Annotated in this window: 19 protein-coding genes; 6 read left to right on the forward strand and 13 right to left on the reverse strand. The window is 29.9% G+C overall.

Going from position 1 to position 25,336, the window contains the following annotated elements; genetic code table 11:
• Positions 1–176: 176 nt before the first annotated feature.
• The 6 genes from sufU to FGL08_RS12395 all read right to left on the reverse strand — a co-directional run bounded on the left by sufU (position 177) and on the right by FGL08_RS12395 (position 8,723).
• Positions 177–608: a Fe-S cluster assembly sulfur transfer protein SufU gene (gene sufU, locus FGL08_RS12370; protein ID WP_138211070.1), complete on the reverse strand. Its 432-nt coding sequence runs from the start codon at positions 606–608 to the stop codon at positions 177–179.
• Entirely contained in the window at positions 598–1,833 is a 1,236-nt protein-coding gene (locus FGL08_RS12375) for a cysteine desulfurase (RefSeq protein ID WP_138211071.1), read from the reverse strand. Before FGL08_RS12375 ends, sufU begins: the two co-directional genes overlap by 11 nt.
• A gap of 15 nt (positions 1,834–1,848) precedes the next feature.
• Positions 1,849–2,982 (reverse strand): Fe-S cluster assembly protein SufD, encoded by a 1,134-nt coding sequence (gene sufD, locus FGL08_RS12380; RefSeq protein ID WP_171012067.1) that lies wholly within the window; start codon positions 2,980–2,982, stop codon positions 1,849–1,851.
• Between the two features lie 14 nt (positions 2,983–2,996).
• Positions 2,997–4,382 carry a Fe-S cluster assembly protein SufB gene (gene sufB / locus FGL08_RS12385; RefSeq protein WP_179951330.1) on the reverse strand — a complete coding sequence of 462 codons (1,386 nt, stop codon included), beginning with the start codon at positions 4,380–4,382 and terminating at the stop codon, positions 2,997–2,999.
• A gap of 70 nt (positions 4,383–4,452) precedes the next feature.
• Complete coding sequence (gene sufC / locus FGL08_RS12390) at positions 4,453–5,214, reverse strand: Fe-S cluster assembly ATPase SufC (RefSeq protein ID WP_415578647.1); 762 nt, start codon at positions 5,212–5,214, stop codon at positions 4,453–4,455.
• Positions 5,215–5,507: 293 nt separating this feature from the next.
• Positions 5,508–8,723 carry a DEAD/DEAH box helicase gene (locus FGL08_RS12395; RefSeq protein ID WP_138211073.1) on the reverse strand — a complete coding sequence of 1,072 codons (3,216 nt, stop codon included), beginning with the start codon at positions 8,721–8,723 and terminating at the stop codon, positions 5,508–5,510.
• A gap of 285 nt (positions 8,724–9,008) precedes the next feature.
• Between FGL08_RS12395 and FGL08_RS12400 the strand changes: the two genes are divergently transcribed.
• From FGL08_RS12400 to brnQ, 3 genes are all read left to right on the forward strand, one after another.
• The gene (locus tag FGL08_RS12400; protein WP_138211074.1) at positions 9,009–9,323 is read left to right on the forward strand and encodes a YbjQ family protein; all 315 of its coding nucleotides are present in this window, start codon (positions 9,009–9,011) and stop codon (positions 9,321–9,323) included.
• Between the two features lie 410 nt (positions 9,324–9,733).
• Positions 9,734–11,092 (forward strand): YjiH family protein, encoded by a 1,359-nt coding sequence (locus FGL08_RS12405; protein ID WP_243117987.1) that lies wholly within the window; start codon positions 9,734–9,736, stop codon positions 11,090–11,092.
• A 227-nt stretch (positions 11,093–11,319) separates the two neighbouring features.
• Positions 11,320–12,645, forward strand: coding sequence for a branched-chain amino acid transport system II carrier protein (brnQ, locus tag FGL08_RS12410; protein WP_138211075.1), 1,326 nt, complete (start codon positions 11,320–11,322; stop codon positions 12,643–12,645).
• A gap of 145 nt (positions 12,646–12,790) precedes the next feature.
• Here the strand turns inward: brnQ and FGL08_RS12415 are convergent, their stop codons facing one another.
• Positions 12,791–13,540, reverse strand: coding sequence for a creatininase (locus tag FGL08_RS12415; RefSeq protein WP_138211076.1), 750 nt, complete (start codon positions 13,538–13,540; stop codon positions 12,791–12,793).
• A gap of 281 nt (positions 13,541–13,821) precedes the next feature.
• On the opposite strand from FGL08_RS12415, the gene FGL08_RS12420 reads away from it, so the two are divergent.
• Positions 13,822–14,448 carry a DUF3793 family protein gene (locus FGL08_RS12420; RefSeq protein ID WP_138211077.1) on the forward strand — a complete coding sequence of 209 codons (627 nt, stop codon included), beginning with the start codon at positions 13,822–13,824 and terminating at the stop codon, positions 14,446–14,448.
• Between the two features lie 79 nt (positions 14,449–14,527).
• On the opposite strand, the gene FGL08_RS12425 is transcribed toward FGL08_RS12420, so the two are convergent.
• Positions 14,528–15,109, reverse strand: coding sequence for a DUF1836 domain-containing protein (locus tag FGL08_RS12425; RefSeq protein ID WP_138211078.1), 582 nt, complete (start codon positions 15,107–15,109; stop codon positions 14,528–14,530).
• Positions 15,110–15,326: 217 nt separating this feature from the next.
• Here FGL08_RS12425 and trhA point away from each other — a divergent pair, with 217 nt between their 5' ends.
• On the forward strand, positions 15,327–15,974 hold the full coding sequence (trhA, locus tag FGL08_RS12430; RefSeq protein WP_138211079.1) for a PAQR family membrane homeostasis protein TrhA: 648 nt from the start codon (positions 15,327–15,329) through the stop codon (positions 15,972–15,974).
• A 203-nt stretch (positions 15,975–16,177) separates the two neighbouring features.
• On the forward strand, positions 16,178–17,257 hold the full coding sequence (locus FGL08_RS12435; RefSeq protein ID WP_138211080.1) for an NAD(P)H-dependent flavin oxidoreductase: 1,080 nt from the start codon (positions 16,178–16,180) through the stop codon (positions 17,255–17,257).
• Between the two features lie 147 nt (positions 17,258–17,404).
• Here FGL08_RS12435 and FGL08_RS12440 read toward each other — a convergent pair whose 3' ends face one another.
• The 5 genes from FGL08_RS12440 to FGL08_RS12460 all read right to left on the reverse strand — a co-directional run bounded on the left by FGL08_RS12440 (position 17,405) and on the right by FGL08_RS12460 (position 25,175).
• Positions 17,405–18,961 (reverse strand): ABC-F family ATP-binding cassette domain-containing protein, encoded by a 1,557-nt coding sequence (locus FGL08_RS12440; RefSeq protein WP_138211081.1) that lies wholly within the window; start codon positions 18,959–18,961, stop codon positions 17,405–17,407.
• A 232-nt stretch (positions 18,962–19,193) separates the two neighbouring features.
• Positions 19,194–20,771 carry a DEAD/DEAH box helicase gene (locus tag FGL08_RS12445; RefSeq protein ID WP_138211082.1) on the reverse strand — a complete coding sequence of 526 codons (1,578 nt, stop codon included), beginning with the start codon at positions 20,769–20,771 and terminating at the stop codon, positions 19,194–19,196.
• Positions 20,772–20,895: 124 nt separating this feature from the next.
• Complete coding sequence (locus tag FGL08_RS12450) at positions 20,896–21,066, reverse strand: zinc-ribbon domain-containing protein (RefSeq protein ID WP_138211083.1); 171 nt, start codon at positions 21,064–21,066, stop codon at positions 20,896–20,898.
• 181 nt (positions 21,067–21,247) lie between these two features.
• Positions 21,248–23,437: a DNA topoisomerase III gene (locus FGL08_RS12455; protein WP_138211084.1), complete on the reverse strand. Its 2,190-nt coding sequence runs from the start codon at positions 23,435–23,437 to the stop codon at positions 21,248–21,250.
• A 223-nt stretch (positions 23,438–23,660) separates the two neighbouring features.
• Entirely contained in the window at positions 23,661–25,175 is a 1,515-nt protein-coding gene (locus FGL08_RS12460; protein ID WP_138211085.1) for a YfcC family protein, read from the reverse strand.
• Positions 25,176–25,336: the final 161 nt, after the last annotated feature.

Raw genomic sequence — 25,336 nt, forward strand, 5'->3', positions numbered from 1 at the left:
TCCCCCTCTAACTCTTTTAATCAATTATGTTTTATAATTAAATTTAAGTCAACCATATCATACATACAATATATTAAATTATTATAAAAAATTTATGCTAAAGCTAAAAGGGTTATCCGTAGTACTTACAGAATAACCCTAAAACCTATGTTATTTATATAAATGCTTATAATCATCTATTTAGTTTTATCTATGCACTCTTCTAATGTATGCCACGCAAGTACAGCACACTTAACCCTAGCTGGCATATTAGAAATATTTTTAAGAACTATAGCGTCTTCTAATTTCTCTAATTCTTCATCATTAGTAATTTCTCTTTTAATCATGGATATAAAAGTATCCACTAAATTCAAAGCTTCCTTTTTATCTTTCCCTTTAATTAGATCTATCATCATTGAAGTTGAAGCTTGAGATATTGCACATCCTATACCATTAAAAGCTGCATCCTCGATAATATCTCCTTTAAATTTTAACTCTAAAGTTATATCATCTCCACAACTTGGATTATGACCTCTTTCACTACAATCTGCATGATCTAAGTGTTTCTTATTATGCCCACTAGCATTGTGCTCCATTATGAGTTCAGTATATATTGAGCTAAGATCCATAACCTAACCACTTCCTAACATTCTTTAAATTATCTACAAAAACATCAATTTCTTCTTTAGTATTGTAAAAGTAGAAACTTGCTCGTGCTGTTGAATTGATCCCTAAATATTTCATTAATGGTTGAGCACAATGATGTCCAGCTCTAACTGCCACACCATAGGAATCCATAATGCTTGAAACATCATGTGGGTGCACACCTTCAATATTAAAAGATATAACTGCTCCTCTATCCTTCATATCTGTAGGCCCTATGATTTTCACGTATGATAATTCCTTTAATCCTTCAAGAGCATAACAGGTAAGTTCTTCTTCTCTATCTATAATATATGAAAATCCTATCTCTTCTATATACTCTATAGCTGCTGCAAGCCCAACTGCGCCTTCAACGTTCTGAGTTCCTGCTTCTAACTTATAAGGAAGTTCTGCAAAAGTAGAATCTTGTTCCTCTACGTACTCAATCATATCGCCTCCATATAAAAATGGTGGCATTTTATCCAAAAGCTCTCTTTTACCATATAGTACTCCTATGCCCATAGGAGCCATTAATTTATGTCCTGAAAACACAAGGAAATCTGCATTCAAATCCCTAACATCAACTTTCATATGAGGAACGCTTTGCGATCCATCTACAATCATAACAGCTCCATATTTGTGGGCTATTTCAGAAATTTCTTTTATCGGGTGTATTGTTCCCAGTGCATTTGACATTTGTGCTATACTTACTATTTTAGTATTATCATTTATTTTACTTCTAACTTCTTCTAAATCTAATCTTCCCTCTGAGTTTACATAAACATATTTAAGTATAGCTCCTTTAGCTTTAGCTACTCTTTGCCAAGGTATTAAATTACTATGATGCTCAGATATTGCTATTAAGATTTCATTGCCTTCTTCTAAAAAAGTCATTCCATAAGAATATGCTAAAAGATTTAATGATTCTGTTGCATTCTTAGTAAATATAACTTCTTCCATATATTCAGCATTTATAAAACTTTTAACAGTTTCCCTAGACTTATCATAGGCTTCCGTAGCTACTATGCTTAAATAATGAGCTCCTCTATGAACATTAGCATTTAGTTTTTTATAGTAATCTTCAATAGCCTTTATAACCTTTAATGGTTTATGAGTAGTTGCTGCATTGTCTAAATAAACTAACTCTTTACCGTTAACCTTTTGTTGTAATATAGGAAAATCATCTCTTATTTTTTTTATATCCTTCTCCATATTATCACCCACACCCTATTCTTCTACCAACCTTCTATGAATTTCTTCTTCTATCTTTTCTCTTAATTCTTTAACTGGTATACTATCTATAATAGGTTTAAAGGAAGCTTCAACTATAAGCTTTTTAGATTCTTTCTCGCTTAATCCTCTGCTCATTAAGTAAAATAACTTTTCAGCATCTATTTTACCTGCACTAGCTGCATGTTGACCTTCTACATCATCTTCTTCACAAAGAAGTAATGGAATTGCGTCAGATTTAACTTTTGGATCTAATAATATTGCATATTCCTCTTCTGATCCCTTAGCTCTAGAAGAACCCTTCTTAAAATCTAATGTTCCTTTGAACATTTTCTTGCCGGTATCTTTTAAAACACCTCTGATTTCCATATCGCTTAAACTTCTTCTTCCTCTATGATTCATAATATAATTCAAATCTGCATATCTATCTCCATCTACAAGATAAATAGATTTCAAATTACCCTCTGCATTTTCTTCTTCTAAATTCGTTACAAAATTACTAAAACTTTCTTTTGATCCTAATTCTACATTCACATAGTTTACCTTTGCCCCATAGGACACATATGATACATTAGAATCAAAGTTTTTTGAAATTGCATTCATCATTTGAACTTTTACAAGATTAACCACTGAACCTTGCTTTGCATAAATCTTTGTGATTCCATTATGAAATGCTTCAACATCTGATTCTGTACCATATTGTACTATAATAGTTACCTCACTATTTTCTTCTGCTACAATTATGTTATTGTCAACTAACTTATCTTTTTCATGAGATAAGTTATAATCTATAAATATTGGTTCTTCTATTTTTTCACCTTTTTTAACGTGTATAACTACCCCTGAGTTAAAATACTTTTCAGCACTTAGAACAAACTCTTCACTAACTCCATAGGCTAAATCTATTTTCCCGTGTTCTACCTCTTTATATTTTAACTGAAATTTATTATCTAATAAGTTATTTATATCTTCATCTTTAAAAGACTTTCTAGATTTTATAAATGAATTTTCTTTAATACTATCTATGTCATAGTTTATTTCCGGGAAATTATAGTCCTTTAAAGGAATGTTATTTACCTTAAGCCATCTCCAAGTTAAAACTGGAGAATTATTTAATAAAATTTCCTTCACTTTCATTCACCTCTCTATCCTATGGTTCCTTCAAGTTCTAGATTAATTAGATTATTCATCTCAACAGCATACTCAAGAGGTAACTCTTTTGATATTGGTTCAACAAACCCTCTAACTATCATAGCTTTTGCCTCTTCTTCACTTATACCTCTACTCATAAGATAGAATATAGCCTCATCACTAATTCTTCCTATTTTAGCTTCATGCCCTAAATCCACTTCATCAGTTTGTATATCAATTACCGGTATCGTATCTGATTTTGATATATTATCAAGCATAAGTGACTCACATGAAACTGTAGATTTAGAATGATGAGCATTTGGAGTAATTTTAACTAATCCTCTATATAAAGCAACTCCCCCATCTTTTGAGATGGACTTTGAGTTTATTGTTGAAGATGTATTTGGTGCTGCGTGAACAACTTTTGTTCCAGTATCTAGATGTTGTCCTTTACCTGCGAAAGTTATTCCTGTAAACTCTGCTCTAGCACCTTCTCCTTTTAATACACTCATAGGATATAGCATTGATACTTTTGAACCGAATGACCCTGAAACCCATTCTATAGCTCCATCCTTTTCAACTATAGCTCTTTTGGTGTTTAAATTATACATATTTTTAGACCAGTTTTCTATGGTACTATAACGAAGTGTCGCACCCTCTTTTACAAATAATTCAACACAACCTGCGTGAAGATTATTAACAGAGTATTTAGGCGCTGAGCAACCTTCTATAAAATGAAGTTTTGCTCCTTTTTCAAGTATTATCAGTGTATGCTCAAACTGTCCCGCTCCAGGTGCATTTAATCTAAAATAAGATTGTATAGGAATATCTACCTCTACCCCTTCTGGAACATACACAAATGATCCACCTGACCATACTGCACCATGTAATGCTGCAAATTTATGATCATTTGGAGGAACACACTTCATAAAGTAATCTTTAACTATATCTTCGTAATCTCTTACAGCAGTTTCCATATCGGTATAAATTACACCTTGTTTCGTAAGATCCTCTCTAACACTATGATAAACAACCTCGGAATCATACTGTGCTCCAACCCCTGCTAAAGATTCCCTTTCAGCCTTCGGAATACCTAACATATCAAAAGTTTTCTTTATGTCCTCTGGTACTTCCTCCCATGAACCTTTCATATCTGTATCTGGTCTTACATAGGTTACTATATTATCTATATCTAAATCTATAATATCAGGTCCCCAAGTAGGAATACCAATTTTATTATATAGCTTTAAAGATTCTACTCTAAAATCTCTCATCCATTCTGGTTCATTTTTTTCTTCTGATATTTCTCTTATAATATCTTCTGTAAGACCTTTACCTGTCTTGAATCTATATCTATCTTCATTTTTTATATCATAAATACCTCTTTCAAGGTCTTCAATATGAGTTCTCTTTCTCTTTTCTTCTTTTTTCGGTTCTAAATTTAGTAAGTTAATTTTATTTTTTTCCACTCTACTCACCTCTGGAATTCTCAACTTCTTCCTTTATTGCCTCATATCCATTAGCTTCTATTTCCTTAGCTAAAGAATAGTCTCCGGTTTTAACTATTTTTCCATTTACTAAAATGTGTACAAAATCAGGTTTTAAATACTCAAGAATTTTATTGTGATGTGTAATTATTAGTATTGAATTATCTTCTTTTGCAAATAACCTAACACCCTCTGATACATCCCTTATAGCATCTACGTCAAGTCCTGAATCTGTTTCATCTAGCATAGCTAATTTAGGTTCTAAAATAGACATTTGAAGAATTTCATTTTTCTTCTTTTCTCCACCTGAAAATCCAAGATTTAAATATCTCTCTGCATATTCTTCCTTTATTTTTAAAAGCTTCATCTTTTCATTTAATTCCTTTTTAAATTGCATAACTCTTATAAACTTTCCAGTTTTAGCACTTTTCGCTGTTCTCAAGAAGTTTTCAACAGTTATACCTGGAACTTCTTCTGGGTATTGAAAAGATAAAAATAAACCTTTCTTAGCTCTTTCATCAGCCTTAAGCTCTTTTATGTCTTCACCTTCTAGTAAAATCTCTCCACTTTCAATATTGTACTTTGGGTGACCCATTAAAGTATTTGCAAGTGTTGATTTACCCGCACCATTAGGTCCCATAATAACATGTATTTCACCTTTATTAATTGTTAAATTCAATCCTTTTAAAATCTCTTTACCTTCTATATTAGTATAAAGATCTTTTACTTCTAAAAGCGTACTCATAATATTCCTCTCCTTATTCATAAAATAAGTTTATTATGTAAATCCGAGTAAATTAGTCGGGATTATTCTTTAAAATAGGACTCTAGCAAAGGCTAGAGCCACTTATTGTTGGGGGATAATTTTATCAGCTAAATTTGTTTTAAAAATGATTATATATGATATTAAAGTAATCTTTGCATAACAATTGTTATTTGTTGTTAATAATCATTATCTATATTTAATATATATTTTTCTGTTCAAAAAGTCAACTGTTTTACTCTGAATTAAAAGTTATTTTTTATTAATTATTAAATTTAGGAAAATAATTGAATCAAATCTTCAGCCTTCATAGAACTTAATAGATTTTCTGACATGTTATTATCACCAATAATTCCATTAACTATTTCTTTTTTTCTTTCCTGAAGCTTTTGTATTTTCTCTTCGATTGTACCTTTTGAAATTAGTTTTATTACTTGGACTGTATTTTTTTGTCCAATTCTATGTGCTCTATCTGTAGCTTGCTCTTCTACTGCAGGATTCCACCAAGGGTCAAAATGTATTACTATATCTGCTTTAGTAAGATTTAAACCTGAGCCTCCTGCTTTTAAAGAAATCAAGAAAACATCGGCTTCTCCTCTATTAAATCCCTTCACAAGGTCCATTCTTTCCTGCGCATTTACCGCTCCATCCAAATAAAAATACTTAATATTTAAAAGTTTCAATTCCTTTGATATATTTTTTAATACAGATGTAAATTGAGAGAATAGTAAAATATTATGCCCTTCCTCAATAGCACTTTCTAGAAGCTCCAATAAATACTGCATTTTACTACTTTCACCTGTATAAGTTTCTAAAAATACTGAAGGGTCGCAGCATATTTGTCTAAGTCTTGTTAAGGCACCTAAAATTTTAAACTTACTCTCTTCGATACCATTTAATTTAATTTCCTCTTCTAACTCATTTTTTAAAACTTCTACATAGGAGCTATATAATTTTTGTTGTTCTTCATTCATATTGATTAATGCATTATTATATATCTTTGGCGGAAGTTCTCTTATAACATCCTTTTTTAACCTTCGTAATATAAATGGTTTTATTTTATTTTTAAGCTCATTTTGTGCATCTTCATTTTTGTCCTTTGATATAGGAACTTCATATTTAGCATAAAATCTATTGTGAGTTAAAAGATACGATGGCATTATAAAATCAAAAATAGACCATAACTCTGACAGACTATTTTCAATAGGTGTTCCTGTTAATGCAAATCTCCCCTTGGCCTTTATTTCTTTTATTGTTATAGCATTTTGAGATGATGCATTCTTTATATATTGGGCTTCATCTAATATACAATATGAAAAAATAAATTCTTTATAAAGGTCTATATCTCTTCTAACTAGAGGATAAGAGGTTATTACAACATCATAATTCTTTAATTCTTTTATTTTTTCCTCTCTATCTTTTTTATTACCATCTAATATTAAAACCTTTAAGCTTTTTGAGAACTTTCTTATCTCTTCATTCCAATTGTAAATAAGGGAGGTTGGGCAAATTATAAAAGCTGTTCCTTTTTCTTTTTCAGAAGTTAAAAAAGCAATGGTTTGAAGCGTTTTTCCTAGTCCCATTTCATCCGCTAATATTCCTCCAAATCCATAATGAGCTAAGGTTTTAAACCATTTAAAGCCAACCACCTGATACTTTCTTAATATGTTTTCCATTTCCCTAGGAACTTCATAATCTACATCTTTAACTTCCTTTAAGCTAGATACCAACTGTATAAACTCCCTATTCTTATTGACATATGTATCTACATCATTTAATTTCTGTTCTATATAAAAAGCATCAAATCTAGGAAGCTTTATAACTTCTTTATCATAATCTTCAGGAGGAACATCTAAGTATTCTAATATATCAGCTACGTTCTTAAGCATATTCTCATTTAGTAGTACTATATCCCCCCTATCAAGTTTATAATATTTTTTCTTTTCTTTTAGAGATGCAAATATTTTAATCAATTCTTTTTTATCCACACCCTTGATGTCAAAAGAAAACTCTAACATATCTTCTTTGTTTAATCTTAGACTGCATCTATAACTTTGGGAATTATATACTTTACTACTTTTAAAGCTTTCCGAGTAAAATAACTCCCATTCCTCTGGTAGCTTCTCCATTCCTTCTACTAAAAACTCTACTATTTTCTCTTCATGCTCTAAAATAAAGCTACTATCATATTCTATAAAATCAAGCGAACTTATGATATCTATGACTTTTATTTCTTCATCTATATTACGCATCAAAATTCCTCTTTCATCTCTTACTTCTTCTCTTGAAAAAGGATCTATTTCTACTTCTCCATAGTTAAATTTCAACTTTAAAATTATTTTGTTATTTTCCTTGTCTAAGTAGAGCTTTACCCTTAGATCTTCTACATAAAATTCCTCTCTAAGTTCCTCTTTAACCTCAATATCTCCTAAAATTTTAATTTTAGGTAATACAAAGGATGCAAAATCACTTTTATGACCTTCATTTATTTCTAATCTGCACCCCTTATTTTCTATCATAGTTTTATAAAGAGGTATATAGAATTTTTTCTTCTCTTCATTTAATGTACACACATTCCCCTTATAAAAGAAATACTCCATATCCCTAGTTAATGGGAATGGAACTGAATTATTCTTATGATAAAGATTTATAATATGATTTTCTTTCTCAATACAGAACTCTATATGCTCATCTTTTTTAAATGATACATTCTCATAAGTTCCTATAGGAAGTTCTAATAGAAAAGTTTTATCACCAAGTAATGCCATAAACCTTTTAAATTGTGGGTCTAGAAGATAAAGATTCTTTCCGCTAAAAAGACTTTTATTTGCCGAAAATATATTGTAGTTTGATGAAATCGATTCTTCTATTTCTAAAACCTCTACTAAAAAATCTAGTATTTTATTATCTTCTTTTGAGAATTCTTGACTTTGAAAATCTAATATAAAACCTTTCCCAAACTCTAGGCTTTGCTTAAAATAAAAAACTTTTAAAAAATCTTTTATATTCTTTACAACATATTGTTTACCTAATCCTACTTTTAAATTAAGAGAATTTTGACTTTCCCTATTATAAGAATTCTTAAGTGATATTTCTAAATTTAAAACCTTTTTATTCGTTTTATTTAACCTTAAGGGCTTTTTATATAAATCTAGAAGATCATTTAATATATCTTCCTTAAGGAAAGTATATTCATTTATAGTCTTTAAATAAGCTGCTACAACATGCTTACAAACTACAGGTTTTTTATTAAAATGAGCACATGTACATTTATAGTTTTCTATAGTCTCCCCATCTTCTTTTACATCAAAACTTACATTATACTCATTATATCCTGTGGCGGAAACCACCATAGTACTTACATGATTAAGTTTCTCTATAGTTTGTATATCAACGTCTAATACATAGTCTTCTTCATAATACTGCTCACCTTTTTTATAAGTGAAAATATCACAATATTCCTTTATACTTCCAGTATTAATTAAAGCCATTTTAATTATCCTTTCTAATATTACAATTCTTTCTGTGAAGAAATATTAAAATTATATTATGTATATAATTTTAACATATGAAATCAATCCCTTATATAAATATATATTTGTAACTTAAATTAAAATTAAAAATGCTTTTTATATTTTTATACTAGAACAAGATAACAGTAAAATAATTTAACTTTATAGAGTAAATTAAACAGAATAAGCTAGAATAGCATTTCATGAATTACTTATATTAAAGTTATAATATAAATAATTAACCCATAATAAGGAGGTTTTATAATGTTATTAGTTAATACTCCAGATCTTAAAGATAGAAGCTACGAAATTATTGGTCTATGTGAGGGTTCTACTGTTTATTCTAAACATTTTGGAAAAGATTTAATGGCAGGCCTTAAAAACATCGTAGGTGGAGAACTTAAATCCTATACTGAGATGTTAAATGACGGTAAGAATAAGGCAAAAGATAGCCTTGTAAAAGAAGCTATGTCCATGGGTGCTGATGCAGTTATAAATGTAAACTATTCAATTACAAATTTAGCGCAAGGTACATCATTAGTAATATTAGTTACTGGAACGGCTGTAAAATTCTTATAAAGCGCGCAAAGGTCTGATATATAATTTACTAATCTATTTAAATTATATATCAGACTTTCTTTATTTAAACTTTAATTTAAAAATAGTATATTTCTATGCAACCACTTCTTAGAATAACTCCTTACCTTCGATTCAATTTTTTTATCTAATACTAGACAATTATATAATATTAAATTTAACTTTTAACCTACCATTAATTATAGTAATACCCTCATAATTCTATGTAATTTATAGCTGACTATACAAATTATTTATTTAATAAAGAATCTTATGTCATAATATATCTTTACGTCCAATTCTTTTTTGCATATTTATGAATATTTTTTGCATATTTATCTTGCTTTTTGTGAAAAAAACGTTAAAATAATATATTAAAAGATTAAATAATTTTTCAAGGTCGGTGATTTAAAATGCAAAATATACAAAAGAACTCCTCTCCTACTTTAGGAATTTTCAAGTTTTTAATTCCATCATTGTTAGGTGTTTTATTTTTTATGATTCCCATTAAATTCAATGGAAGTTTTACAATTCCAGTTGCTCTATTTTCTAAATTATTGCATAATTATTTATCAAACTCCTTACCAATGATTATGACAGCACTTATATGTATCTCATTAATCTTCACCCTAATAGCTAAAATATTAAAGCCAAGATTCATAAGTGAAAACCCTTTTTTAAATTCACTTTTTAACGTATCACCTATTTGGTTCTTAGCTAGGATTTTAGGGGCCATATTTGCAATATGCGTGTTTTTTAAAGTAGGACCTAAGTTTATTTGGTCTGATAACACCGGCGCGTTACTTCTATACGATTTACTTCCAGTACTATTTTCTGTATTTTTATTTGCCGGGTTATTCCTGCCTATACTTTTAAACTTTGGTTTATTAGAGTTTGCAGGCTCTCTACTAACTAAAGTAATGCGCCCTATCTTTAAATTGCCTGGCAGATCTTCTGTAGACTGTATTGCATCTTGGCTTGGGGATGGTACTATAGGAGTTCTCTTAACTAGTAAGCAATATGAAGAAGGCTTTTATACAAAGCGCGAGGCTGCTGTAATTGGTACAACCTTCTCCTTTGTATCTATAACTTTTAGCTTAGTTGTAATATCACAGGTAAACTTAACTCATATGTTTGGTCCCTTTTACTTAACTATAATAATATCAGGAATAATTGCATCCATCATAGTACCTAGAATTCCTCCTCTTTCTAAGAAAGATGATACATATTATAATGGAGAGAAATGTGATAAGAATAGTGAGCTTATCCCAGATGGATATAATTCTTTAACTTGGGGCATTACTAAGGCTGTCGAAAGGGCTCAATCAAATAAGTTTAACTCTGTATTAGGAGAAGGTGTTAGGAATGTCCTTGATATGTGGATAGGTGTATCACCTATAGTTCTATCTATAGGTACATTAGCCTTAATTATAGCCGAATATACACCTGTATTTCAGTGGCTTGGACTACCATTTATTCCTCTACTGAATCTTCTTCAAATACCCGAAGCAACACAAGCTTCTAGTACACTTGTAGTTGGATTTGCAGATATGTTTTTACCTACAGTTATAGGTGCTACTATTAAAAGTGAACTAACTCGTTTTGTTATTGCAGCCGTTTCTGTGACTCAGCTTATTTATATGTCTGAAGTTGGTGGTCTTTTATTAGGTTCTAAAATTCCTGTATCAATTAAAGACCTTATAATAATATTTTTAGAACGTACCATAGTAACACTTCCTATTATTGCTCTTATATCACATTTAATATTTTAATTACAATATTATAATCCACAAAATCCCTTTAGGCCTTTATATACTTCCTATAAGTACCTAAAGGGATTCTTTTTAACAAATTAAATAACTTATTATTCTCTAAATGTTGATTTTTTTTGATTATTCCAGTAACTTTTTGTTGATTTTAATGCATTTCTTTTTTAAAATAAATTATTATAGTTATTTATATAACTTTATAGAACTTAATATTTGACAAGGAGGAAAATATGAAAAAAACATTGAAACTTTCAGAAGTCATATCTATTGGTTTAATGCTCTTTGCAGTTTTTTTTGGTGCCGGAAATGTAATTTTTCCTCCCCTTTTAGGTCAGGAAGCTGGAACTAAAGTTTGGTCGGCCGTAACAGGATTTATAGTATCCGATGTAGGTCTAGCATTAGTTACTATTATAGCGATTACACTGTCGGGTGGAAGTTTTGACAAGCTAGCTAATAAGGTGAGTCCGAAATTTTCTAAAGTAATTTCTATAATAGTATATCTTACTATAGGACCTCTTTGTGTAATACCTAGAACTGGTGCAGTTTCTTATGAAATGAGTGCACTTCCACTAATCTCCCCGTCATTCACAAACAAGTGGATAATAAGTATTATATTTACCTCTATATTTTTCCTCTTAACCTACTTCTTAGCGCTAAACCCTTCCAAAGTAGTAGACTTTATTGGAAAATTTCTTACTCCAATTTTATTACTTCTCATAGGAGTAATAGTATTAAAATCTTTTATAACCCCTATAGGCATACCTTCTGCCCCAATAGAAAGTTATGCTAGCAACGCCTTCTTTAAAGGCTTTATAAACGGTTACTTAACATTAGATGCTTTAGGTGCTATTGTTATATGTACTATAGTTTTAAATGCTATAAAACAATATGGGATCAAAGATTCTAAAGGTATTATAAAATATACCATAATATGCGGGGTAATAGCTTGTATAGGATTAATGATAGTTTATTTTTCATTAGGATATTTAGGTGCAACTAGTAAGGTTCTTGGAGAAGCCAAAGACGGTGGTCAGCTCCTTGCAATTATAGTAATACATCTATTTGGCAAATCAGGAATAATTTTATTAGGTGGTGTTGTAACTTTTGCATGTCTTACAACATCCATAGGACTTGTAGTTGCTTTTGCAGAGTATTTTGAAAAACTTTATCCTAAATTTCAATATAAAAAGATTATAGCTATTGTATGCATTTTCAGTTTTATAATTTCTAATTTAGGTTTAAGTGCTATACTTAAGTTAACTATTCCAGTACTGTTAGTACTATATCCTGTAATAATAATTCTTATATTTTTATCTCTATTAGATAAACTAATAGGTTCTAAAAAACTTGTTTATTACTTTGGGATTACGGTTGCATTTATAGTAAGTGTTATCCAAGTTTTAGATAACTTAAACATTACACTACCTTATATAAGTAGAGTAACAAAATATATACCTTTGTATAATTTAGGTATTGGGTGGATTATACCCAGTATTCTAGCTGCTTTATTAGGATCTTTAATTCCTAATAAACTCAAAAATATCTGCGATGAGTAATAAAAAACATATATATCTTAAATAAAATCTAGGAGAAAAAACATAAACTAATTATGTCTTTTCTCCTAGATAAAATTATAAATTAAAATATACTATTAAAATCTGTGAACTATATGTAGTTATTTAACGTTAAGGTATAAATCATCTAAAAGTTATTTTCAATAATTTCTTTAAACCTACCTATAACCTCATCTACCATTATATCTCCCTTTTCCTTGGAGCTACTCTTTGCAGATGCCAAAAGTCCTGATTTTGGAACTAAATCCTTTGGAATTGGATATGTATGAAAACTTGGTGGATTCATCCCTTCATCTACTAATCTCTCCATGTGAACTAGTTCTGGAGCAAACTTTAAAATAAGTGATGTTTCTGTAATTGCAGCATGTTCTAAAGCCCATCCTGGGAATGGCACTTCATCAAAAATCTTATCTATAGTTTCATTAGAAATCTGATCCCACCAATTTATTATAAGTATCTTCACATCACTTGGAATATTTCCTCTACACACTAAATCTACTGCTTCAAGTAAAAATGCTTCATTCTCATAATGACTATTTACTAAAACTATTTTCTTTACTCCATCTATTATAAGTTCATTTAATATATCTTGTATAATGCTCATTAAGGTATTTCCATTTAAATCTATAGTGCCTGGAAATAAAGGTCCTCCTCCACTAGCTGGTAATGATTTATATCCATAGCTAATAGCCGGCATAACTATTCCATTAACCTCTTTTGCCAATAGTTCAGCTAAATTATTAGATATTATGGTATCTGTATATAGTGGTAAATGTGGTCCATGTTGCTCTACAGAGCCTATAGGAAGTAAAACTACATCCTTATCCTTTCTTTCATTAAATTGTGGCCAAGTTAAATTCTCCATTTTTATTTCCATAGTTAGTCCCCTTTCCATATTAAAATATATAATTATTATATACTATAAAGATTAAAATAAAAGTTGTAAAATCATATCTTGAAACTATTGACTTTAAATAGATATTCATATAATATATCATGACAATGAAAATGATTATCATTACTTGTAAAATCATATATTTAAACTAATTAATTTTAACATATTGATTATACTATACTTAAGGACTATTTATTACTGCTAAAACAATAAAATTTAGCCAGTACATGGGAATAATTTATTTAAAAGGTTGTGATTATAATATGAAAAAAACGTTTATAGATTTATTAGATAACTTAAGTAATAAAAACTATATGTATTATTTTTTAACCTACTTACTTTCACCTGTTATTACAGGAGTTAAACCATCATCTACAATTACCCTAAAAAAAGAAATAAAAGATATGCTTAATGTTTGGAATGAAGATGAAGAAGAATACCTTAAAATGCTAGGATTAAAGCATATTATATTGAAAGAATATCCTGGTTCTAAAACTATTCTAATATATAATGAAAATAACTTAAAAAATATTCTATGTAAAGATGATAATAAAAACTTTTTAAGTAATATAGGTTACTCTAGAAATCTAAACCTAAATGAATATTTATCTACTCTAAAATTAAGGTATGAAAAGTTTCATTGCCCTCATGAATTAGGGATATTCCTTGGTATTCCACTTTCTGATGTAAAAGCTTTTATGGACTGTTCTAAAGAAAAATGCTTAATGTGTGGTTATTGGAAAGTCTATGAAAATGAAGAGTTTGCTAAAAACATATTTAATTATTACGATAAATCCAAAGAAATAGTGATGAGCTATCTACTATCTGGCTTAACATTAGATCAGATAATACCTAAAATATCCAACTCCTATGACTCCATAGCGTCATAGATACATCAAAACCATTTAAAAATTAAAAACACAAAGGATAAAGTTACAATCCATTGTGTTTTTATACTATATGTTACATCTATTCATCTTTTATAATATTATCTAAGACACTCTCTGCAACCCTTTTATATAAATTACTCATAGTTACCAAAGATGTTAAAAGTAATATTTCGCCTATATAATCTTTGTCATGGTGATTTATTTCTTTTTGCATATTCTCTACATCATCCATACACTTATCTATATCCTCATAAAAATGATCTACGTTTTTATCATAAAGATTTAGATACTTGGAGTAAACTTCTCTTAAATCACAAGGTTCACCTTTATTTATCTTTGTAACCATAGGTTCTAAAGAGTCCTTTATATCCCTTATGGAAAGAACTCCTTTAAGCTGATATATTAGACTTATAAGTATGAGGTGCTCTTTTGTATACTTTTTATTTTTAACTGGCATGAAGAGTTTGCCTTTTGCATAGTTGTTTATCATAGTTTTAGTTAAAACCTTATCATCATCATTTCTTAAGTTTTTAGAAAACTTTTGCTCAAATAATTGAATTACTTGATCCATATATAAATCTATTTCTGGTATATCATTTAATAGTATATTTTCCTTAATATTTAAATTTTCTATAAGCTCTTTCATTTCTTTCTTTTGCATATAAACACCGTCCTATGTAGATATTAAAACTATATGACATAATATGAATAACATATTTCTGCAATAAAATAAATAGATTTATATAAAATAATTTATATATATTTTTTAACTATAATTTAACTTATAAAATATTGTACAAATATATAATAATGTGATAATATTATTATATCAAGATGTAGTTTTCAAAACTATATTATGTAATGTGGAGGTTGTTAATATGAATTCACCTATTAGAGAACCTATTAATGGTATAACTCATTTAATTGGAGCTATTTTGTCTTTTGTAGCCTTAATAGCAATGATTATTAAAACTTCGATATATAACCCAGAACCTTTAGGAATCACTGCTGTAATAATTTTTGGTATTAGCATGATACTTTTATATTCTGCTTCTGCTACATACCACATGGTAGTTGCCTCTGAGAAGGTAATAAAATTTCTTAGAAGACTAGACCATTCTATGATATTTATTTTAATTGCTGGATCCTATACACCATTTTGCCTCATTGCACTGAGAGGTTTTACTGGTTGGATACTTTTTAGTATAATAATGTTTATAGCCCTTTGCGGTATAGTATTTAAAATGATTTGGTTTAAATGCCCGAGATGGCTTTGTACCTCAATATATATATGTATGGGATGGATAGCTGCTCTTGTTATATATCCATTATATACTAAAATCTCAGGAAAAGGTATATTTTGGTTAGTTTGTGGTGGTATCTTATATACAGTAGGTGGTTTAATTTACGGTACTAAGCCTAATTTTTTAAAACTTAAATATCTAGGCTTCCATGAGATATTTCATATATTTATTATGCTTGGAACCTTAAGCCATTTTTTATGTGTATTTAAGTATGTTATTTAATCCTCTTAATATTCCCTAAACAAAAGATTGTGTTAGCAACAGGATTGCACACAATCTTTTTATATTATACTTATTGAAATAATAACAAAAAATTATATAGGTAATTATTGTTATTACTATAATTTTAATCCCTAAATATGATATAATAATATAGTAAATACTTTGATTATCAAACTATTTTTTATTTAAGTGAGGTATTGTAAATGAATTTAAAATCATTAAAAATAGGAAATTTAGAAGCAAAACTACCTATAGTACAAGGTGGAATGGGTATTGGTGTTTCTCTTTCTAATCTCGCTTCTGCTGTTGCTCGTTGTGGTGGTATTGGAATAATATCTGCAGCACAAATAGGTTTTAAGGAAAAAGATTTTAGAAAAGATACACTGTCTGCCAATATAACAGCCTTAAAGTTCCATATAAAAGCAGCTCTCAAAAAAGCTGGGAATGGTATTATAGGTGTTAACATAATGTGTGCATCTAAAAATTATACAGAACTTGTACAATGTTCTATAGAAGCTGGTGCTCAAATTATAATGTCTGGTGCTGGGCTTCCAATAAACTTACCAGAACTTTGTAAGAACTCTGATATTAAAATGGTTCCCATAATTTCTTCAAGAAAAGCTGCCTCTGTTATTTTAAGATTATGGAGCAAAAAATATGATATAGTTCCTGATGCCATAGTTCTTGAAGGGCCTGAAGCTGGAGGTCATCTTGGTTTTAAAAGCGAAAATATAGAGAATGCAAAGAAAAGCTTTTATAATGAAATTAAAGAAGTCTTGTTAGAAACAAAATCCTTTGAAGAAAAATATCATAAAAATATTCCTCTTATTGTAGGCGGTGGAATATATGATGGTTACGATATTTCAAAAGTGATGTCCCTAGGAGCTTCTGGGGTTCAGATAGGAACTCGATTTGTTGCAACGGAAGAATGCGATGCTCATATTAATTATAAACTAGCTTATGTAAATGCTAAAAAAGAAGATATAAAAATAATCGCAAGCCCTGTTGGTATGCCTGGAAGAGCACTCTTTAATAACTTCGTAAAATTATCTGAAGAAGGCCCTATAAAAGTTAAGAAATGTTTTAAATGTCTATCTCACTGCAACCCTGCAACTACCCCCTATTGTATTACGGATGCTCTAATAAATGCAGTAGAAGGTGATGTAGCTAACGGACTCATATTCTGTGGAACCAATGGTTATAAAATCAATAAGATAGTTTCAGTAAGAGAGTTGATTAATGAATTGCTAAAAGAAGTAAAAGAATTTAAAAATAATGATTAAAAATATTTTTTAGCTTTTGCCTTAAACTTACCTTAAAAATAAAAGATTTATCTCTATCACAATAATTAGATAGAGATAAATCTTTTTATACACATAAAGATATATTAAGTCCGTAAAACTTTACAGTTATTGTCTTTAATCTATTTTTTATATAACCTTAGTCGACCATCCTTCTACATTCCAAATATCGGTAACCCAGTCTTCATAAAATTCTGGTTCGTGTGACACCAAAAGTACAGTCCCTTTAAATTCTCTTAGAGCCTTTTTAAGTTCTTCTTTTGCCTCTACATCTAAATGATTTGTAGGTTCGTCTAATACTAAGAAATTAGCTTCTTTTAACATAAGCTTACAAAGTCTAACCTTTGCATTCTCTCCCCCACTTAAAACCATCATCTTACTTTCAATATGCTCTGTGGTAAGCCCACACTTTGCAAGAGCAGCTCTTACTTCTCCATTGCCCAAACTTGGGAATTCATCCCACACTTCATCTAAAGCTGTATTTTTATTATCTTTTCCACTTTCCTGCTCAAAATAACCTGTATATAAATAGTCACCCAGACTAACTTTACCTGAAATAGGTTTTATTATCCCTAGTAAAGTTTTAAGTAAAGTTGTCTTACCAAGACCATTGACCCCTCTTATGGCTATCTTTTCTCCTCTTTCTAAGGAGACGTTTACAGGCTTAGTAAGAGGACTATCATACCCTAATATAAGTTCTTCAGTCTTAAAAATTACCCTTCCTGATGCTCTAGACTCTGTAAATCTGAATGTAGGTTTTATCCTCTCTCTTGGTTTTTCCAGAACATCCATCTTTTCTAATTGTTTTTGCCTTGATTTAGCTCTTCCTTTAGTTGAAAATCTAGCTTTATTCCTTGCTATGAAATCTTCCATCTTTTCTATTTCTTTTTGTTGTCTTTCATAGGCTTGTTTTTCTTGTCTAACTTTAATTTCATTCATTTGTAGAAAATGCTCATATGTACCTTTATATCTTGTTATTTCACCATTCTCCACATGATATATTACATTTACTACTGAACTCATAAAAGATTCATCGTGAGAAACTAATATGAATGCATTCTCATATTCTTGTAGATATTTCTTTAACCACTCTATGTGTTCTGTATCCAAATAATTTGTAGGCTCATCTAATATTAATATCATAGGTTTTTGAAGTAATAATTTAGTTAAAAGTACTTTAGTTCTTTGTCCACCACTAAGTTCATCTACATTTTTATCTAGTCCTATATCCATAAGTCCCAAACCTGATGCTACTTCTTGAATTTTAGCATCAATAGCATAAAACCCGCTATCCTCTAATATGGTTTGTATATCCCCTACATCTTCCATCATTTTATTAACTTCTTCTTCTGAAACTTCACCCATTTTTTCATACATGCCCATCATTTCTGCTTCCAAATCGAACATACCCTGAAAAGCTTCTCTTAAAACTTCTCTTATATTTTTCCCTTCTCCCAGTTCACTATGCTGATCTAAATAACCATAAGTTATTCTATTACACCATTGCACTTTACCCTCATCTGGCATTAATTTACCTGTAATTATGTTTATAAAAGTACTCTTCCCCTCTCCATTAGCTCCAACCAAGCCAACATGCTCCCCTTTTAGAAGTCTAAAAGATACATTCTCTAATATTTGTCTTCCTCCAAAGCTGTGGCTTACATTTTCAACATTTAAAATACTCATTTTTCTTCTCCTCAATAAATTTATATCTACTACCAACATTGTCTATTAAGTTTCTTAAATCTATATACTAAAATATATCATATACCTAAATTATAATACAATAGACAAATTGTACCGATTCTATGATTTTAATTTTTTATGTTATATTGTTGATACTTATACTTTTCTTTAATAAATATATAACAAAAAAGCAACCTAAAATGTACTTTAGACTGCTTTTAGAATTATACTATTATCTTTTCTTTGACTTAGTAGACACTTCAATCTTAAGTTTTCTTCCTAGGAATTTCTTACCTGAGCAATTCGTGATTATGTTTTTAACAACATCCTCTTGTACATTTATAAATGAAAACTTTTCTAAAATATCTATAGTTCCTATATGTTCTTTGCCTATACCAGAATTCTCATCGATGAATTCTAATAATTTTTTAGGAGATAATTTATCAATACGACCAACTGTTAAGAATAATCTTACATAGTTTGCCTTATCTTCTATAATATCTTCTGTATAATCAAAACTCACTTCTTTATTATATATCAAGCTCATTAAGGCTGCTGCCATATTTTCTGCACTTATTTTCTCACTTGAATTTTCTATAACAGATAAGAACTTCTTATAATCATCTGTTTCAATATTTTTGTATACCCTATTAAGTATATCTTCACACTTTGAATTAAATATATCTTCAATCTTTGGAAGATCTTTTCTATCTATCTTGCCTTTAGTATGTTTTTCTATTTGTCTTATAGTACCAAGTTCTCTTCCAGTAACTATTGTATAAGCTACTCCTTGTTTATTTGCTCTACCAGTTCTTCCAATTCTATGAACATAAGATTCTACATCTTGTGGAAGGTCATAGTTTATAACATGTGTTACATTTTCTACATCGATACCTCTCGCTGCAACATCTGTTGCTACTAAGAATTTAAGATTTCCTTCTTTAAACTTTCTTAAAGTATTCATTCTTTGATTTTGGCTCATGTCACCATGCATGCCTTCCACACTATAACCTCTAGATTGCATAGATTCTACTAACTCATCTACACCTCTTTTAGTTTTACAGAATATTATAGCTGCTTCTGGATTATCTACATCAATTATTCTACAGAATGCTTCAAATCTCTTTTTAGGTTTAACTTCAAAATAATACTGCTCAACTGAAGATACAGTCATAGATTTTTTAACTACTGCTATGTGCTTTGCATCTTTCTTCATATATCTTTTAGCTAAATTCTTAATTTCCTTAGGCATAGTAGCTGAGAATAGTAAAGTTTGTCTGTCCTCTTTACAATTCTTAACTATGTCTTCTATATCTTGAATAAAGCCCATATTAAGCATTTCATCTGCTTCGTCAAGGATAAGAAAATCTACATAACTTAAATTAATAACTTTTCTACGTATAAGATCTAATACTCTTCCAGGAGTACCTACAATTATATCTACACCTCTTTTGATAGCTCTTATTTGTTTTTCTATGCTATAGCCACCATATACTGCTAATAATTCCATATCCATATACTTAGATATACGGCTTAATTCCTCACTTACTTGAATAGCTAATTCTCTAGTTGGTGCAAGTACTATACTCTTAATTTGTCCTTTAGATTTAACCAAGTTATTTAGCATAGGCGCTCCAAATGCTAAGGTCTTTCCTGTACCTGTTTGTGCTTGACCTATTACATCCTCACCTTGTAACAATACTGGTATAACTTGCTCTTGAATTTGTGATGGTTCTGTAAATCCCATGTAGTCTATAGCTTTAAGCACTTCTGCTTTAAGCCCTAAATTATAAAATTTATTTTTTTCCAAACTTTTTACCTCTTTCAATTTAATATTTATTTCTTTTGTATTATGCCCAATTGTAATAAAAAATTTATTACATAAAAAAACCCTACAAGACAGTTCTTATAGGGTTTATGATTACAACGTTAAATTATTTTCTAAAACCTCTGTTGTTGTTTCTTTGTTGCTTTCTTGCTCTTCTACAATCTGCACATCTTTCAGGCTCATTTTCGAAACCTTTTTCTTTGTAGAAAGCTTGCTCGCCCTCTGTGAATAAGAATTCTTTACCACAATCTTTACAGTTTATTGCCTTATCTGCCATTTTAACATTCCTCCTATTTATACATTATAAGATTTAAAACTGATGCACATACCGTTCCTTAAAGAGGAATGTTATTGATCGTGTTAAATCTTCATAGCACATAAAATCATCTATTGCAGTTATTATATCACTATATGTTTCCTTATGCAATAACTAATTTTGTAAATTTTTTTTATTTTTCTTAAATTTTCAGTTTTGATAATGCATCTGCCAAAGCTGAATTTAAAGGTCCTTCGTTCTCCTTTTGCATCTTTTTCATATACCTTGAAACATCCTTCTTATTAACCTTTTCATCCTTATTTCTATACTTCTTGTTGTAGGAAGAAAGTTTTTCTCTAAAAGAGCAGGTTGTACATACATAAATCTGGCCTTCCCCCTCACCTCTAAGTTCCAATTTCTTATGACATTGAGGACATCTAACATTTGTAAATTTGCTTATGGTCTCTCTATATCCACATTCCCTATCTTGACATACATTCATAATTCCATGTTTACCCTTAACTTCTAACATTAATTTGCCACAATCAGGACATTTTCGTCTTATAAGATTGTCATGAACAAATTTATCATTGCTCATTTTTACTTCTTTTATTATATCCATAGTATAGTTTTTCATACCTTGAATAAAGTCTTTATTGTCTTTTTTACCTTTACTTATTAAATCTAATTCCCCTTCCCACTTCGCTGTTAAAAGTGGAGATTTTAAATCCTTAGGTACAAGATCTATAAGTTGTTTGCCCTTTGATGTTGGTATGATCTCTTTACCTTTCTTCTCTATATAAAACATATTAAATAACTTCTCTATTATATCCGCTCTTGTCGCTACTGTACCTATACCCCCTGTTTCTCCTAAGGTCTTAGCAGAAACCTTATCTAAGTGTACGTACTTTTGAGGGTTTTCCATAGCTGATAATAATGTACCTTCATTAAACCTAGAAGGAGCTTTTGTCTGAAGCTTTTCTAAATCTATAGAGTTTATACTTATGATATCTCCCTTTTTAAATTCAGGTAAAGTATCACTTTCTTTTAAATCTTCATTATCCTCTGAATTTAAATCTTCATCCTTATTATAAACTATCTTCCATCCCTTAGACTTAACCCTATTTCCTTTAACTACAAACTCTTCGTCCAAAATACTTGCGGAAACAGTAGTTTGAATATATTCATAAGGTGGGAGCATAACTGATAAAAATCTTCTTATAACAAGCTCATATATGTTCCTTTCCTCAGAACTTAAACGTGATATTATAGCTCTCTCTTCTGTAGGGATTATAGCATGGTGATCTGAGACCTTATTGTTATCTACAAATCCCTTATGTGCTTTTATTTTATTTTTTAAGATTTCATTTGCAATAGCTTTATATTGTGGTATTGAAATAGTTTTTAACCTTTCTTCCAATGTATCTACAATATCTGAAGATATATATCTAGAATCTGTTCTAGGATAAGTTAAAATCTTATGATTTTCATATAACCTTTGCATAATAGATAGAGTTTGCTTTGCAGAATAACCAAATATTCTATTTGCATCTCTTTGAAGCTCAGTTAAGTCATAAAGAAGTGGTGCAAAATTCTTCTTGTAGTTTTCTTTAACATCTATAACCTTGCACTCTTTACCTTTAAGTTTGTTCACAATTTCATTAGCTTTATCTTCTTCGAAAATATTGCTATTTTTATCTTTTCCTATCCATTTAAGTTTAAATCCTTTATTCTTAGCCATTATATTGTAATAATTCTTAGGTTTAAAATTCTTTATCTCCTCTTCTCTTTCCACAATCATAGCTAAAGTTGGAGATTGAACGCGCCCTGCTGATAATTGAGCATTATACTTACAAGTTAGTGCTCTAGTTGCATTTATACCTACATACCAATCAGCCTCGGCTCTTCCTATAGCTGCTTTGTAAAGACTGTCATATTTATTTCCATTCTTTAAGTTTTTGAACCCATCTAAAATTGCTTTATCTGTTTGAGATGATATCCAAAGACGTTTTAATGGTTTTTTAACATGTGCCTTTTCTATAATCCATCTAGCTACAAGTTCACCCTCACGCCCTGCATCTGTAGCTATTATTATTTCATCTACATCTTTTCTATTCATCTGCTCTTTTACAGCATAAAATTGTTTTCCACTCTTCTTAATTACAACAAGCTTTAATTTCTGTGGAAGCATAGGTAAGTCTTCCATCTTCCATGATTTATATCTATCGTCATAAGCTTCAGGATCAGCTAAAGTCACTAAATGTCCTAAAGCCCAAGTTACTATATATTTACTTCCTTCTAAACAACCATTACCCTTTTTATTGCATTTTAAAACTCTTGCAATTTCTCTAGCCACAGATGGCTTTTCTGCTAATACCAGTGATTTACCCATAGTTTAAGTCCTTTCTCATTTAATATATAATCTTATAGTACCATATAAAATAGACTTCTGTGAACTCAATGTATCAAATGTAAATACATTTCATATTGCCTTTTACTTCTGCTTATAAGTTTTCTAAAATAACAAAACCCTCTCAAAATAAATAGCTTAACTATATACTTTAAAGAAGGTTTTTCTAATTATATTATAATATTTTTACCTATATTATAGTGTTTTAACTAAAGAAAGATTGAACTAATAACATTACTGCTGCTAAAGCCGTTATATATCCCATAAGGGGCATTATAAACTTAAGCCATTTATCATAGGTTACATCGACCATAGCTAAGGTTGCAAGTATAAGTCCTGTTGGAGTTATAAAGGCTATCAAACCTTGTCCAAATAAGTAAGCACTTACAACTGCTTCTCTTGGAAGTCCTACAGTATCTGCAAGTGGTGCCATTATAGGCATCGATAAAACTGCAAGCCCTGAAGATGATGGTATAAAGAATCCAAGAATAATATATACAATAAGCATTACCAGTATAAATATACTTGGATGCATTCCCTTTACAGCTCCTGATGCATAATACAAGATTGAATCTGAAATCATACCATTTTCCATAATTAGATTTATTCCTCTTGCAACACCAATAACTAGTGCAACTCCCACTAAATCAGCTGAACCTTCTATAAATTTATTTACAAACTCTTTTTCTCCCATACCAGAAATTACTCCAAGAATTATTCCAACTACAAGGAATAATGCTGTCATCTCAATAAAAAACCAGTCTTGGGATGATACCCCCCAAATCATAACTGCAAAAGTAAGCGTAAATATAATTAACATTAGCTTACGCCTTAAAGTAAACTTTGGTACTTCTTTAGAAGCATAACTCTTTAAAAACTTTTCTTCAATTTCATCTTTTTGACTATATATAAGTGATTTACTTGGGTCTTTCTTCACCTTCATACCATATCGTACAATATATACAATTGTTATAACTACAGCTATTACTAACCCAACTATTCTAAAAATAAATCCTGATGTAAAAGGTATTCCAGATGTATTGGATGCTATAACTGCTGAGAATGGGTTTACAGTAGAGAACATTGTTCCTATGGAAGATCCCATATAAAGCGCTGCTATGCACACTAAAGCATCATAGCCTGCCACCATAAACACCGGCACTAATATGGGATAAAGTGCAATAGTTTCTTCCGCAAGCCCAAAGGTTGTCCCACCTAATGCTATTAATGCCGTCATAATAACAATAAGCAAGAACTCTCTTCCCTTAGTAGCACGTGATAAACTCGCCATCCCTGCATCGAAGGCTCCACTGCTATTTAAAACCCCAATAACGCCACCTATTATAAATACAAACATTATAACTTCAATAGTATCATAAACACCTTTTATTGGTGCTTTTATTACATCATAGAAGCCTTGTGGTTTTTGTTTCACTTTTTCATAGGTATCTGGAATAGCTATAGGCTTGTTAATACTCCCATCTTTAAACTTATCTACGCTAACTTTAATTTTTAGTTTATCTAAAGTTTCCTGAGTACCACTCATTTCTTCAGATGTTTCATCTGGTTTAGTTACAGTGAACACCTTTTTATCACTATCATAGCTTAACTTAGAATAAGACCCTGCTGGTACTACATAGGTAAGTATAGCTACTGCAATTAAAACTATAAATAATACAGTAAATGCCGTTGGGAAACTTCTCTTTTTTTTCTTACTCATTGTAATTCCCCCTTTTTTATTTATCTATGTAAACATTATACAAGCCTTTATTAAAATCTTCAAGAAATCCGCTAAAATTTTTCAGAATATTTAAAATATATTATATGGCTTGTTATATATGTGTATTATATGCCGTACTCTATATCTATGTATTAAATTTT

It is taken from the genome of Hathewaya histolytica (assembly GCF_901482605.1).
Lineage (GTDB): Bacteria > Bacillota > Clostridia > Clostridiales > Clostridiaceae > Hathewaya > Hathewaya histolytica.